This is a genomic window from Stutzerimonas stutzeri (assembly GCF_024448985.1).
GTDB classification, from domain to species: Bacteria; Pseudomonadota; Gammaproteobacteria; order Pseudomonadales; family Pseudomonadaceae; genus Stutzerimonas; species Stutzerimonas stutzeri_AP.
The window spans coordinates 377,698-391,906 of record NZ_JAMOII010000001.1 but is presented as its reverse complement, the minus strand read 5'-3'; the positions used below and the strand labels follow the sequence as shown (position 1 = coordinate 391,906).

Genomic DNA, 14,209 nt, shown 5'->3' with positions numbered 1-14,209 from the left:
GGCTCAGGCGATGCTGCGCAGCCGCGCCATGTCCTTGATCGGGGAGGCGCCGAACAACCGGCTGTATTCGCGGCTGAATTGCGAGGGGCTTTCGTAGCCGACCCGGTAACCCGCGACCGACACCTCCACCCCTTCGGCCATCAACAACCGCCGAGCCTCCTGCAACCTGAGCTGTTTCTGGTATTGCAGCGGGCTCATGGCGGTCAGCGCCTTGAAACGGTGATGCAGGCTGGAACTGCTGAGATTGACCCGCCGCGCCAAATCCTCGATGCGCAGCGGCGCGACATAGTTCTGGTTGAGCCACTCGATGGCGCGGGTCACCCGATGCGACTGGCTACCCTGCAATGCGACCTCCTGCAGATGCTGGCCCTGCGGCCCGCAGAGCAGGCGATAGAAGATTTCGCGCAGCGCCAGCGGTGCCAGTACCGGAATGTCCTTTGGCTTGTCCAACAAGCGCACCAGACGCAGGGTCGCGTCGAGCAACGGAGCATCGATACGGTCCAGATACAGGCCGCGCCCTGGTGCCTCGTCCACTTCAGCGAGCTGGCCGGATTCACTGATCAACCCGGCGATCAGCGACGGATCGATGTCGAGCCTGATGCACAAGTAGGGCTCTTGCGGCGAGGCGCGCACTACGCAACCTCCCACCGGGAGCGTGACCGAGACCACCAGGTAATGCAGCGGGTCATAGCAGTACAGCTCGTCGGCCAAGCGCACTTCCTTGCCACCCTGCACGATGATGCAAAGTGCCGGCTTGTGCACACCCCAGACCGGCTCGCCCGGCTCCGCGCAGCGAATCAAGTGCAGGGGATCGATGGCGGTCGGGTGCACGCCATCACCGTCGACGAAACGTTCGACTAGCTGCGCCAACTCGGCGCGCTGCGCGCGGGTTTCATCGTCTGACGGAGCGATGAATGAATTCATGGGCAGGCTCCTAGATACGAAGGGAATCAGCGTAGCTGTTGTTGACCCGCTATGCCGCCTGCCGCCAATTATCTTCCAAAAAAAGCCGGCGTTAGCCGGCAATTTTCGAAGCAATGCACGATCAGCTACGGGCGCGTTCTGCGTCACGCAGCGCCTTGACCTGATCGTGGTTGCGTTGCACGCCCTGGAACTGGCGCTGAACCACCACGCGAATGTCGGCTGGCAGGTCCTTGTCGAGCGCCTTGCGATAGCTCTTCAGAGCGACGTCTTCACCACGCTCGCATTCGTTGAGAATCGCTTCGTCGCTTTTACCCGTGACCATTGATTTAAGGTCGACCCAGCGACGGTGCATGTCTCCCGCAACGCTGGTGGAAGTCTCCGGATCACCGCCCAGGGTACGCACCAGTTGCTGCAGTTCGGCGGCGGCCGTGGCGCAGTCCTGTGCACGCTGGGTCATGGTGGTCTTCAGCTGGGGGTTCTTGAGGTCCTCAGCACATTCGCGGAAGCCTTTTTCGCCATCCTTGCTGGTTTCGATGAGGTCGTTGAGTACGGAAATAGTGTCTTTGGTATCCATTGAATAATCCTCCTGGGACTTGCTAAAACGGCCGGAAACAACACGGCCAACCTGTTAAGTCGACTGCTCCGCTTCGTCAAAGGTTCAGCCGGCTTGCCCCGGTGATGTGCCCTGTCGATAACTTCGATCAACCGTTTCGCGCTCGCGATTGTCCCAAGAATGACTGCCGTCCCGGCAGAAGCGCACATAACCCTGAGCCATCGCCGTCGAGCCCTGCGAAACATGCCGGAATACCTCGCCCCCGTTCCTCGCTGGGAACCGCACGAACGCCCATCCATGCCCGGTTCGCCGGCAATCCTGCTGCATCCGATGCCGATGCGCATCGCCTATGCCTGTGTTGCCGTGCTGGTCGGGCTAACCGGCGGCTTGGGCAACGCACTGTTCATTGCCAACCTGCCGAGCATTCAGGGCGACCTTGGCCTGACGCCGTCACAAGCCGCTTGGCTACCAGCGGCCTATTTCATGGTCAACGTCTCGGCCAATTTGTTGATGATCAAATTTCGCCAGCAGTACGGCTTGCGCCGCTTCGCCGAGATCGGGCTGACGTTGTATGCGCTGCTGAGCATCGCTCACGTTTTCGTCGAAGGGCTGGAAATGGCAGTGTTCGTTCGCGCTGCCAGTGGCCTGGCAGCGGCTACCACTTCATCCCTCGGGTTGTTCTACATGCTGCAAGCCTTCCGCAAGGCGGACCTGCCGAAGGGGGTGATTTTCGGCTTCGGCATTTCACAATTGGGCACGCCCCTCGCCTGGCTGATGTCGCCGGCATTGCTGGACATGGGCGAATGGCACCGCCTCTATGTGTTCGAGAGCGGCCTGGCGCTTTGCTCGCTGGCGGCGGTGGTAGTGCTCAAGCTGCCCTTGGGCGAACGCATCAAGGTCTTCGAGCCGCTGGATTTTCTCACCTTCGCCCTGCTCGCCCCGGCTTTGGCGCTGATCGCGGCGGTGCTGGCCCAGGGTCGAATACTTTGGTGGACCGAGCAGCCCTGGCTCGGCTACGCGCTGATCGTCGCGCTGGTGCTGATGTGCACGGCGTTCATGATCGAACACCACAGACGTAATCCCTTGCTGCACACCCGCTGGCTCGGCACCGCTGAAATGCTGCGCTTCGCCTTCGGTGCCTTGGCGCTGCGTCTGTTGTTGTCAGAGCAGACCTACGGCGCGGTCGGCCTGCTGCAGACTTTGGGCATGGGCACCGAACAGCTACAGCCACTGTATGCAGTGATTCTGCTTGGGCTAAGTATGGGCATCGCTGGCAGCGCGATGACCTTCAGCCTCACTACCGCGTTGCCGCAGATTTTGCTGTCGATCGTGTTGATCGTGGTCGCCAGCTTCCTCGACCTCGACGCCACCAACCTCACCCGCCCGCACGACATGTTCCTCAGTCAGGGCCTGCTGGCCTTCGCCAGTGGCATGTTCCTCGGCCCGCTGCTGATTACTGGCATCGGCAAGGCGCTGCGCAACGGGCCCAATTATCTGGTCAGCTTCATCGTGCTGTTCACCATGACCCAAAGCCTCGGCGGGCTGGCAGCGCCAGCGTTGTTCGGCACCTATCAGGTGGTTCGCGAGAAGTACCACTCCAGCCATCTGACCGAGCAGGTGGTGCCGAGCGATCCGCGTATCGCGCAGCGGCTGCAAGCCCAGAGCCAGGCGCTGGCGCCGCGCCAGAGCGACCCTCGATTGCGCCAGGCACAGAGCGCGGCGCAGCTGAGCCAAGCGACCACGCGCGAGGCCAACGTGTTGGCCTTCAATGATGTATTCCGGCTGATCGGCATGCTCGCCATCGGCGTGTTCGGCTGGACGCTCTATCACACATTGCGCCTCGCGCGGCAGAACAGGAACGCCCCGCCTCCATGAGTGAAACCAAACGACCCGACGAAGAAGAAGCCTTGCAGACAGCTCAACCACCACAGCCCTCAGCTGCAGTGACGGATGCCGGCCCGGCACCGGACGATCCGCCGAAGACGATCAAGCCAAGCCGCCGCTCGGTCATGCTGATGGCGTTGGTCGCGCTGGCCGGTGTTTTGGCGATTCTCTACGCCTGGCAGCTGTGGCCGTTCACCGACCGTGTCGCGGTCACCGAAAACGCCTATGTGCGCGGGCAGATCACCGTGCTCGCGCCGCAGGTCAACGGCTACGTTACCGAGGTGCTGGTACAGGATTTCGAGCAAGTCGCGCGCGGCCAGCCGCTGGTGCGCATCGATGATCGACAGTATCGCCAGTTAGTCGAGCAGCGCCGTGCCGAGCTGGCCGCGCAGCGTTTCGGGCTAGAAAACCTCGAACAGACCCTGGCTTCCAATCGCGCCACGCTGGCGTCACGCCGCGCCGAGCTGTCGGCCGCCGAAGCGGAGCTGCAGCGCGCCCTGGCCGATGAAAAACGCGTCAACGAGCTGGCCGAACGCGGCTCGGTCTCGATTCGTGAGCGCGACCAGATCCGCGCCAGCGCCCGCGCAGCGGCGGCAAACGTGAAGCAGGCCCAGGCCGCCATCGCTATTGCCGAGCAGACGTTGAAGGCCAGCGAAGTCTCACGCGGCGGACTTCAGGCGCAAGTGGAGATTGCCGAAGCGGCACAGAAGCGGGCGCAGATTGACCTGGACAACACGGTCATCGAAGCGCCGCGCGACGGCCAGGTCAGCGAAGTCACGGTGCGCCAGGGCCAGTACGTCGCGGCCGGCTCGCAGCTGCTCTATCTGGTGCCGGAGCAGCTTTGGGTGATCGCCAATTACAAGGAAACCCAGACCTTCGCCATGCGCCCAGGCCAGCCGGTGTCCATTGAGGTCGACGCACTGGACGGTGCTCGCCTGAGCGGGCGTGTACAGCGTTTGGCACCGGCCACCGGCTCGGAATTCAGCGTGCTACGCCCGGATAATGCGACCGGCAATTTCACCAAGGTGGTGCAGCGGATACCGGTGCGCATTTCCATTGATCCGAACCAGCCGTTGAGCCAACGCCTGCGACCGGGGCTGTCGGTGGTCACTCATGTGGATACAAGCAGCGACGCCGAGGCCGCTGATACCGCAGCGGACGGCACGCAATGACTTACTCGTCCTATCTCCGGCTTCGTCTGTTGTCGGGACTGTTGCTGATCACGCTGGCAGGCTGCATGCCACCGCGCCAGCCGCTGCCGCCCGAAGCTGCGTTTACCCCGCCCACGCAATGGCGCGACGAGGCGGCGCGCACAGCCGAAGTCTCCGCCACCTGGTGGCAGGCATTTGGTGACCAGCAACTGACGGCACTGATCGAAACCGCGTTGGCACATAACACCGACGTGCTGATAGGCGCGTCGCGGGTCGAACAGGCGCGTGAACAGATCCGCCTGTCCCACGCTTCGCTGCTGCCGAATCTAGACGCGGTGCTGGGCGTGCAACGCGCGCGGGAGCTCAATGTGCTCGGCATCGCGCATACCACAGCGGCGCAGCCCTCGCTGCAAGTGTCTTACGAGCTGGATATCTGGGGCCGGCTAAAGCGTCTGCGCGAAGCCGCGGAGCTGCAATACCAGGCCAGCGAGGCCGAACGCGACGCCGTGCGCCTGGCCGTTGCCAGCACCACAGCACGTGCCTATGTCTCGCTGTTGTCGCTGGACCGCCAGCTGTTCGTGACCCGCGAAACCGTCGAGTCGCGCCAGCAGGCGCTGCGTGTCGCCGAGGACCGCGCCAGCCTCGGCTACACCTCGCAACTTGAACTGACGCAGGCGCAGTCCGAATACGAAGCCGCAGCGCAGCTGCTGCCCCAACTGGAACAGGCGATTCGCGAGCAGGAAAACGCGCTGCGTCTGCTCACCGGAGCACTACCGGGCACGGTGCAGCGCGGCGCCGGGTTGCTCGCGCTCGAATCGCCAAGCGTGCCCGCCGTGTTGCCTTCGGAACTGCTGCGGCGGCGGCCGGATATCCATCAGGCCGAACTGTTGCTGGCGGCCAGCGACCTTAATCTGCAAGCCCAGCGCGACCGTTTTCTGCCGCAGGTGCAGGTCTCAGCCAGCCTCGGCCAACTGTTCGTCAATTCACTGGATTACGACCCGGTCCGCGTCTGGGATATCGGCGCCAGCGTGCTGGCCCCCATCTTCGACGCCGGGCGTCTGGAAGCGGGTGTGAACATCGCGGTCGCGCAACGCAATCAAGCGGCCTTCGCCTATCGTGCCACTGCGCTGGAAGCGTTCACCGAGGTAGAGAACAGCCTGTCGGCGGTGGGTAACCTGCGGCAGCAGATCGAACGCGTCGAGGCGCGCCGCGCGATTCTCGAGCGGTCGCTGACCTTCGCCGAAGATCGTTATCGAGCTGGCTATTCGTCGTATCTGGAAACCCTCGACGCCCAGCGCAACCTGTTCAATACCGAGCTGACAGCCGTACAACTGCGCGAAAGCCAGCTCAATGCGCTGATCAGTCTCTATCAAGTGCTCGGCGGTGGCTGGCAGGCCGTCGAGCACTGATGGCTCAGCCAGGCTGTCGCAAGGTCTCGCGATCGGTACGCCGTATACCGCCGATAACCCACTCGGCAAAGAGGAACAGAATCAGGCTGCCGCCGAGCACCGGCATGCAATAACCGAACAGCACCGCAAGCCCCACCGTCACCACACGAGTAGTCGGCGACAGATCGCGCAGCGCCTGCAATACACCGGGCCGGGGCGCAGGCGAACGGCGGCGCCACCACATCAGATAACCCCAGATCACCAGCGTCACCAGGCCGAGCGCGGTGACGGCAAGCAGCAGCTGATTGGCCAGGCCGAACAACGAACCCATATGGGCATCGATTCCCCAGCGCGTCAGCTTGGCTGCCAGCGGGAAAGTGGCGAAATCGATGCGATCGGTGACCGCCAGCGAGCGCGGATCGATGGCTACGGCGTCGACCTGTGTCGGCCAGCTGCGGTCGATCTCGGTCACCGTCCAGGCACGATCCGAGCCTGCCGCCGGGACAATTTCCAGCTTGCCGGCGTCGATACCGGCGTGGCGCGCAGCAGCCAGCACAGCATCGAATAAGGCAGGATCACCCGGCTCAGCCGCAGCCATCTGCATTTCGGCGTGATGGGCATGTTCACCCGCTGGCGCCACCGGCTCGCCGGTCAGCGCAGTGGATACGCTCGGCGTAGACATACCGAAGGCCGCCCGCGCGACGCCGATGTTGTCCCCCGCCCAGCGCGACCACGTCAGACCGGTGGCGGAGAAGAACAGCAACCCCAACAGCAAGCACAGCCCCAGCGTGGCATGCCAGCGTCGTAACCGTTGCGTCCTGGCCACGTTCGCCTTGCGATTACCCTGGCGCCGGATAACCCAGAGCGCCAGCCCACCCAGCGCCGCAGCCCATAGCCAAGAGGCGGCCAGCTCGCTATAGATTCGGCCCGGCTCGCCCAGCAACAGGCTGCGGTGAAACTGATCGAGCCATGTGCGCAGCGGCAATATTCCGGTGGTGCCGTAAACCAGCAGATCGCCGCGGATCTCAGCCGTTACCGGGTCGATGAACACGGCGCGGCTCTCCGACGGTCCCAGCTCCGGCGCGCTGAACATCACCCGTGTCGTGGTGCCGGGCTGCGGTGCCGGACGCACCGCCGACAGCGTCGCCGCCTCGCCGATGTGTGCTTGTGCGACTTCAATCTGCCGTGCCAGGGGCAGCGAAGGTCCGTCGCTGTCGACGAACAATTGTTCAGCATAGAGCCGGCTCTCCAGCTGTGGCGTTAGGGCATAGAACAAGCCGCTCAACGCCGCGATGAGGATGAACGGCCCGACGAACAGGCCAACGTACAGATGCAGACGGATCAGCAGCGCCAGCAAGGGTCGCTGCACCCGGAACGCAAGAGGCGGTGCCTCAGGCTGGGCAGGGGAAATGGATGACGACATAAAAACTCACTTGTTCGAAAAGATTCAGCCACCCCCCGGTGATTGAGGATTGGCGACGCGGCCGGCTGCCCAAATGGTATTGACGCAAGCAATCGGGCAGGCGATTTCCAAACGATCAGGTGAGCGGAGAAGCGCGAGGGTTGAGGCGGGGCCAGCGATAACGCGGCGACAGCGGCGTCGCCATGACGAGGGGCAGGACATTGCGTTGTACCAGCCGCGGCGGGTGCAATGCCGTCGCGCTGGAGGGTATCGCAGCCATCGACGCCGAGCCAGCGCAGCAGCAAGGCATGCCGAGGTGGCGCGCTGGCTTAGGGATGGATTGGTTGTCACCCACCGCGTGGCTGATAGCCGTCGCGTAGCCGTTATGCGCAGTGAAATGGGTGGAAGCATGCCGGCTGGCCTCGGCCATTGTGCAGTGTCCGGCCATGCCCGGCGCACCAGCGCTCATCAGTGGCATCGCGAACAGATGCAGCAGCATCGCCAGAGCGGCTATCCAGATCGGGACGCGACGGGGACGGTGCATGGGAAACGGGCGACTCCGGCAAGACGAAAACACAGCAGTCTCGCGGACAACGGCTGGATGGCAGCCCCGGAAACTTGCACAGCGGTTTGGATTGTAACTTTCCCGGTTGGTGCGCGTGACGCCAGGACGACAGGACTTCGCGGCAAAGTGGATCAGTCAATCAGCGGTTCGTTCGCTCAGCCAGCCGAACCTTCTAGCGGCTGCGGCAGCCCGAGCAGAAAGCCCTGCGCCTTGGTCACCTGGAGGCCGCGCAGGGTCGTCAGCTCTGCATCCGTCTCGACGCCTTCGGCAATGATGTTGCTGCCCGTCTGCTCGGCGAAGCGGATCAGTGCCGCAGCCAGAGCGCAGGTGTCGTTGTTGCTATCGACGTTGCTAATCAGGCTGCGGTCGAGCTTGATAACGTCAGGCTTGAGCTTGAGGATGTGGCGAAAGCTGGCATAGCCGGCGCCCGCATCGTCGACCGCCAACCGCAATCCACCCTGGCGTAGCGGTTCGAGAATCGCCGCGACCAACGCGTAGTCGACGATGGAGGTGTGCTCGGTCACTTCGAGCATCAGTCGATGCAGTGGCTGCCTGGCAAGCAGTGCCACTACCGAGCCGTCCAACAGTGCATCGGGGCAGACATTTAAGGACAGGTACACATCTTCGGGAATCAACGGCAGCGCCTCGAGTGCCGTTTCGAGCAGCATGACTTCAAGTTTCGTGCGAAGCCCGACCTCGCCTGCCTCACCCATCCAGAGGTCCGGTGAGCGGTATGGCTCGGGGCGAAAACGCGCCAGCGCTTCGTAGCCGATGATGGTGTTGTGCACCAAATGGAAGATCGGCTGATAGACCATCCAGCAATCACGCTGGGCAATGACCGCCTTGATGCGCTCGAGTTTTTCATTGCGCTGTTGTTCGCTGAGCGCGTGTCGCTCGAGCACCCTTCCGGCAAAACGGGCGAACAGGCGCAAGGTCTCCAGATCGGCGTCGTTCAGGGTTTCGTCGGGTTGCGTACTGAAACAGCAGAAGGTGCCGTAGAGCGAACCATCGCTGAAGCGAATCGGCACGCTCATGTGCGCACCGACGGGTAACGTCCGGGTCGCCGGGAGTGCCAGCGCTTCCTGTAATTCGCCAGCGTTGCGGATAAGTTCCGGTAACCGTCCATCAACGATGCGTTGGCAGTAGCTTTCCTCTAACAGTCTGCCGTCGCCAACGGCCAGCGACATCGAGCGGTATTGCCCTTCGATATAACGAAATACGCGCCTTCCGTCCCGAAATTCTCCAATGAAAGCCACTTCCATTCGTAGATGGTGACGCACCACGTCCAGCGCCTCGGTAAGCATCTCGCCGATGGATAGCCTGCCACGTTCAAACCCGTCGACCATCAACGACATTTCGCTGCCGGTATCCCCATCAGAATTGCGGTTCATCATGACCATCCCTCGCCATCTTCCATCGGAAGAATCAAGGCGCCTTGGCGGTTTCAGAGAAATGCGCAGCAGAGCCTTGTTTTGAGCCTAGCGCCCATTCTTGACCTATCCCGCTTTGGTCGACGACCGGCGTCTGGTCGGTTTGTTTGGCGGCGCGTCAGAAGCTAATTCGACCCAAGTTGGTGCATGATCGCTGGCGTGTTCTTGGTCGCGAACCCAGCGGTCCACGCCGGCATCCTTCAGGCGCGGAGCAAGATCTTTGCTGAGCAGCAGATGATCGATGCGCAGGCCGGAATTCTTCTGCCAATGCTGGCGGAAGTAGTCCCAAAAGGTATAGATGCGCTCGTTGGGGTACTTGGTGCGTAAGGCGTCGGTCCAACCCTGGGCGAGCAGGCGTTGATAGCTCTCGCGGCTTTCCGGCTGCAGCAACGCATCTTTGGTCCAGGAACGCGGGTTATAGATATCCTCGTCGGTGGGCACCACATTGTAATCGCCGGCCAGCACCACCGGATGTCCGCTGTCCAGCAGCCCTTCGGCATGCTGAATCAGGCGCTCGAACCAGGCCAGCTTGTAGTCGAATTTCGGCCCCGGCTGCGGGTTGCCGTTGGGCAGGTAGAGGCAGGCGACGATGATGCCGTGGGCAGCGGCTTCCAAATAACGGCTCTGACTGTCGTCCGGATCGCCCGGCAGACCGCGGCGAATCTCCAGCGGATCGTCGCCCCGCGCCAGGATCGCCACGCCATTCCAAGATTTCTGCCCGTGCCAGATCGCGCCGTAGCCGGCGGCGCGAATATCGTCGATGGGAAAGTCGGCGTCCTGCGCCTTCAGCTCCTGCAGGCAAACCACGTCGGGCTGCTCCCGCTCCAACCATTCGAGCAGATTGGTCCGGCGAGCGCGGATACCGTTGATATTGAAGGTGGCGATTTTCAGGGAGTCCACAGGCTGTCTCGCACCGGAAGATGACACTTGCTGTGACTCGCGATTACGCGGCGTGGTTCGACGGGTTAGCAGAACCGCGCTCCGCTTCAGCCCACCAAAAGCGCCCTGGAAGATGAGAACGGACGGAATGTGCTCCGATCCACCCCAACAGCGAGGTTCGGCTCAGCGGGTTTCCCAATAGCCCGGTGCGTTGTAGATCGCTTTCAGATAATCGATGAAGAAGCGCACCTTGGCCGGCAGGTAGCGCTGCTGAGGATAGACCGCCTGGATGTCGTAGGCCGGCAGCGCGTATTCGTCGAGCACGGTCACCAGTTCGCCGCGCTTGAGTTCGGCCTGGATTTCCCACGTCGAGCGCCAGCCGATGCCCAGGCCTTGCTTGACCCAGTCGAACAGTAGCTCGCCGTCATTGCAGTCGAGATTGCCATCCACCCGCACCGCCACCTGCTTGCCGTCGCGCAGGAAGGTCCAGCCGCGCTGTTGCCCACCCTGCAGGTTGAACGCCAGGCAGTTGTGCCGCGTCAGGTCTTCCAGCACGCGGGGCACACCCTGGCGCTCGAAGTAGTCCGGCGCGCCACAGACCACCCGGCGATTGGGAAACAGCTTGACCGCCACGTAGTTGGGGTCAGTGACCTCGCCGATGCGTATGCCCATGTCGTAGCCGTGGCGCACCAGATCGACCACGCTGTCGGTGAAGTTGAATGACAGTTGCAGGTCCGGAAAGCGCGCTTGAAACGCCGGCGCGTGCGGGCCGATATGCTTGCGACCGAATGCCGCCGGCGCCGAGATCACCAGATGGCCGCGCACCGAGGTGCGGTCCTTGGCAATGCTGGCATCGGCCTCATCGAAATCCTTGAGCAATCCGCGCGCGCGCTCCAGGTATTGCTCGCCCAGGTCGGTCAGCGCCAGCCCACGTGTGGAGCGGTGCATTAGCTTGACGCCCAGGTGCCGCTCCAGCGCATCGAGGCGGCGACCCATCACCACTGGCGTTACCCCTTCCTTCAATGCGGCGGCGGCGAAGCTGCCGGCTTCGGCGACCAGCACGAAGCTGTGTACGGCTGTGTAACGATCCATTCGATACTCCTGATATCGACAGAACTGAAGTTTCGGCCAATTCCTCCTTCGGTTCCAGCCCTGCATCCTTGGGCCACGTATAAAAACTATCGAGCTACCTTCAGGAGGAATGATCCATGGCCCGAATGAGAGCAATCGATGCCGCCGTCGCGGTATTGCGCAAGGAAGGCATCGACACCGCCTTCGGCATCCCCGGTGCCGCGATCAACCCGCTGTATTCCGCCCTGCGCGCCGATGGCAGCATCCGCCACATCCTCGCCCGTCACGTCGAGGGCGCGTCGCACATGGCCGAGGGTTACACCCGCACCAAGGCCGGCAACATCGGCGTGTGCATCGGCACCTCCGGCCCGGCCGGCACCGACATGATCACCGGCCTCTACTCCGCTTGGGCCGACTCCATTCCAATTCTTTGCATCACCGGTCAAGCGCCGCGTGCACGCCTTTACAAGGAAGACTTCCAGGCCGTGGATATTGAGTCCATCGCCAAGCCGGTCACCAAGTGGGCCGTGACCGTTCGCGAGCCGGCACTGGTGCCGCGCGTGTTCCAGCAGGCCTTCCACGTGATGCGCTCGGGTCGTCCCGGTCCAGTATTGATCGACCTGCCGTTCGACGTGCAGATGGCCGAGATTGAATTCGACGTCGACACCTACGAGCCGCTTTCCGTCTACAAGCCTGCAGCGACCCGCAAGCAGGTTGAAAAAGCCATCGATATGCTCTGCGCCGCCGAGCGTCCGCTGATCGTTGCTGGCGGCGGTATCTATAACGCCGGCGCCGAAGCCATGCTGGTTGAGTTTGCTGAGACCGTTGGCGTACCGGTAATTCCGACCCTGATGGGCTGGGGCTCGATCCCCGATGACCACCCGTTGATGGCGGGCATGTGCGGCCTGCAGACCAGTCACCGCTACGGCAACGCCAACATGTTGGCCTCTGACTTCGTGCTTGGCATCGGCAACCGTTGGGCCAACCGCCACACGGGTTCGGTCGAGGTCTACACCAAGGACCGCAAATTCGTACACGTCGATATCGAACCAACTCAGATCGGCCGGGTGTTCTCGCCGGACTTCGGCATCACCTCCGATGCGGGCGCCGCGCTGAAGCTGTTCGTCGAGGTTGCCAAAGAACGCAAAGCTGCGGGCAAGCTGCCGGATCGTAACGCCTGGGCCGCCGACTGCCAGGAGCGCAAGCGCACCCTGCTGCGCAAGACGCACTTCGACTCGGTACCGATGAAGCCGCAACGCGTTTACCAGTGCATGAACAACGCTTTCGGTCGCGATGCCTGCTACGTCAGCACCATCGGCCTGTCGCAGATCGCAGCCGCGCAGTTCTTGCACGTCTACAAGCCGCGTCATTGGATTAACTGCGGCCAAGCCGGCCCGCTCGGCTGGACCATTCCGGCAGCCCTCGGCGTGGTTGCGGCGGACCCGACCCGCAAGGTCGTTGCGCTCTCGGGCGACTACGACTTCCAGTTCATGATCGAGGAGTTGGCCGTGGGCGCGCAGTTCAAGCTGCCCTACATCCATATCCTGGTGAACAACGCTTACCTCGGCCTGATCCGCCAGGCGCAGCGCGGCTTCGAGATGGATTACTGCGTGCAGCTGGGCTTCGAGAACATCAATGCCGAACAACAGGGCATGGAAGGCTACGGTGTCGATCACGTCGCAGTGGTCGAGGGTCTGGGTTGCAAGGCGATCCGCGTGTTCAAGCAGGAAGAACTGCAACCAGCCATCGAACAGGCCCAGGCCTGGATGGCCGAGCACCAGGTTCCGGTTGTGATCGAGGTGATCCTGGAGCGCGTGACCAACATCGCCATGGGCACCGAGATCGACGCTATCAACGAGTTCGAGGCGCTGGCTGAAGGCCGCGAAGATGCACCGACCGCAATCGGCCTGCTGGACTGACAAAAGAACACGGTGGATGTCGCTCAGCGCATCCACCGCACCGCCGGGCGGGATTGAAAGCGTTACGAGCGAAGCTAAGCCAAGGCGGAAGCGGACAAAAAAGCGGACCGGGCTCGCGTGCGAGTTTACGAAGGCAAATGAGCCTTTTGACTGGGCCCGCTCCGAGTTCGGTTCCAACGCAGCATAGCCAAGCGCAGTAGCTCCCAACCCGTCCGAAATGATCCCTACAGATCACAAGGAGATACCCATGCCACGTTTTGCCGCCAACCTGTCCATGCTCTTCACCGAGCTGGACTTCATGGACCGTTTCGCCGCCGCTGCCGAAGCCGGCTTCAGCGGTGTCGAGTACCTATTCCCCTACGACTTCCCCGCCGAGGAGATCAAGGCTCAGCTGGACGCCAACGGCCTGACCCAGGTGCTGTTCAACCTGCCGGCCGGTGACTGGGCGGGCGGCGATCGTGGCATCGCCTGCGATCCGGAGCGGGTCGAGGAATTCCGCGCCGGCGTCGACAAGGCCATCGCCTACGCCAAGGTACTGGGCAATACCCAGGTCAACTGCCTGGCCGGCATCGCACCCAAGGGCGCCGACATCGGCAAGCTGGAGATGACCCTTATCGAGAACCTGCGCTATGCGGCGAAGAAGCTCGAAGAGGCCGGCATCCGTCTGGTCATGGAAATGATCAATACCCGCGACATCCCGCGCTTCTTCCTCAACAACACCTCCCAGGCGCTGGAGATTCGCGACAAGGTCGGCAGCAGCAACCTGTTCCTGCAGTACGACATCTACCACATGCAGATCATGGAGGGCGACCTGGCCCGCACCATGGAAAACAACCTGGCAGTGATCAACCACGTGCAGTTGGCTGACAACCCGGGCCGCAACGAGCCGGGCACCGGCGAGATCAACTACCGCTTCCTGTTCGAGCACCTGGACCGCATCGGCTATCAGGGCTGGATCGGCTGCGAATACAAGCCGGCAACCACCACTGCTGCCGGCCTCGGCTGGATGAAAGCGCACAACGCTATCTGAACTGACGCGACCC

Annotated in this window: 12 protein-coding genes; 5 read left to right on the top strand and 7 right to left on the bottom strand. The window is 62.6% G+C overall.

Annotated elements, in window-relative coordinates:
* Positions 1 to 3: 3 nt before the first annotated feature.
* On the bottom strand, positions 4 to 924 hold the full coding sequence (locus tag NA647_RS01880; protein ID WP_256056152.1) for an AraC family transcriptional regulator: 921 nt from the start codon (positions 922 to 924) through the stop codon (positions 4 to 6).
* Positions 925 to 1,045: 121 nt separating this feature from the next.
* Complete coding sequence (locus tag NA647_RS01875) at positions 1,046 to 1,498, bottom strand: PA2169 family four-helix-bundle protein (protein WP_256056151.1); 453 nt, start codon at positions 1,496 to 1,498, stop codon at positions 1,046 to 1,048.
* A gap of 276 nt (positions 1,499 to 1,774) precedes the next feature.
* On the opposite strand from NA647_RS01875, the gene NA647_RS01870 reads away from it, so the two are divergent.
* Genes NA647_RS01870 through NA647_RS01860 form a run of 3 tightly spaced genes read left to right on the top strand, consistent with a single transcriptional unit; the run spans position 1,775 to position 5,921 of the window.
* Positions 1,775 to 3,352, top strand: coding sequence for an MFS transporter (locus NA647_RS01870; protein ID WP_256056150.1), 1,578 nt, complete (start codon positions 1,775 to 1,777; stop codon positions 3,350 to 3,352).
* Positions 3,349 to 4,533, top strand: a complete 1,185-nt coding sequence (locus tag NA647_RS01865) for an HlyD family secretion protein (protein WP_256056149.1) — start codon at positions 3,349 to 3,351, stop codon at positions 4,531 to 4,533. Before NA647_RS01870 ends, NA647_RS01865 begins: the two co-directional genes overlap by 4 nt.
* Positions 4,530 to 5,921 carry an efflux transporter outer membrane subunit gene (locus tag NA647_RS01860; protein ID WP_256056148.1) on the top strand — a complete coding sequence of 464 codons (1,392 nt, stop codon included), beginning with the start codon at positions 4,530 to 4,532 and terminating at the stop codon, positions 5,919 to 5,921. Before NA647_RS01865 ends, NA647_RS01860 begins: the two co-directional genes overlap by 4 nt.
* Before the next feature lie 4 nt (positions 5,922 to 5,925).
* Here the strand turns inward: NA647_RS01860 and NA647_RS01855 are convergent, their stop codons facing one another.
* The 5 genes from NA647_RS01855 to NA647_RS01835 all read right to left on the bottom strand — a co-directional run bounded on the left by NA647_RS01855 (position 5,926) and on the right by NA647_RS01835 (position 11,268).
* Positions 5,926 to 7,323: a PepSY-associated TM helix domain-containing protein gene (locus NA647_RS01855; protein WP_256056147.1), complete on the bottom strand. Its 1,398-nt coding sequence runs from the start codon at positions 7,321 to 7,323 to the stop codon at positions 5,926 to 5,928.
* A 115-nt stretch (positions 7,324 to 7,438) separates the two neighbouring features.
* Entirely contained in the window at positions 7,439 to 7,846 is a 408-nt protein-coding gene (locus NA647_RS01850; RefSeq protein ID WP_256056146.1) for a DUF2946 family protein, read from the bottom strand.
* A 176-nt stretch (positions 7,847 to 8,022) separates the two neighbouring features.
* Positions 8,023 to 9,258, bottom strand: coding sequence for a sensor domain-containing phosphodiesterase (locus tag NA647_RS01845; RefSeq protein ID WP_256056145.1), 1,236 nt, complete (start codon positions 9,256 to 9,258; stop codon positions 8,023 to 8,025).
* A 105-nt stretch (positions 9,259 to 9,363) separates the two neighbouring features.
* A complete protein-coding gene (gene xth / locus NA647_RS01840) occupies positions 9,364 to 10,197 on the bottom strand; it encodes an exodeoxyribonuclease III (RefSeq protein WP_256056144.1) in 834 nt (277 codons plus the stop codon).
* 162 nt (positions 10,198 to 10,359) lie between these two features.
* A complete protein-coding gene (locus tag NA647_RS01835; RefSeq protein WP_256056143.1) occupies positions 10,360 to 11,268 on the bottom strand; it encodes a LysR substrate-binding domain-containing protein in 909 nt (302 codons plus the stop codon).
* Between the two features lie 116 nt (positions 11,269 to 11,384).
* On the opposite strand from NA647_RS01835, the gene gcl reads away from it, so the two are divergent.
* Both gcl and hyi read left to right on the top strand, forming a co-directional pair.
* Positions 11,385 to 13,166, top strand: a complete 1,782-nt coding sequence (gcl, locus tag NA647_RS01830; RefSeq protein WP_256056142.1) for a glyoxylate carboligase — start codon at positions 11,385 to 11,387, stop codon at positions 13,164 to 13,166.
* A gap of 247 nt (positions 13,167 to 13,413) precedes the next feature.
* The gene (gene hyi, locus NA647_RS01825) at positions 13,414 to 14,196 is read left to right on the top strand and encodes a hydroxypyruvate isomerase (RefSeq protein WP_256056141.1); all 783 of its coding nucleotides are present in this window, start codon (positions 13,414 to 13,416) and stop codon (positions 14,194 to 14,196) included.
* Positions 14,197 to 14,209: the final 13 nt, after the last annotated feature.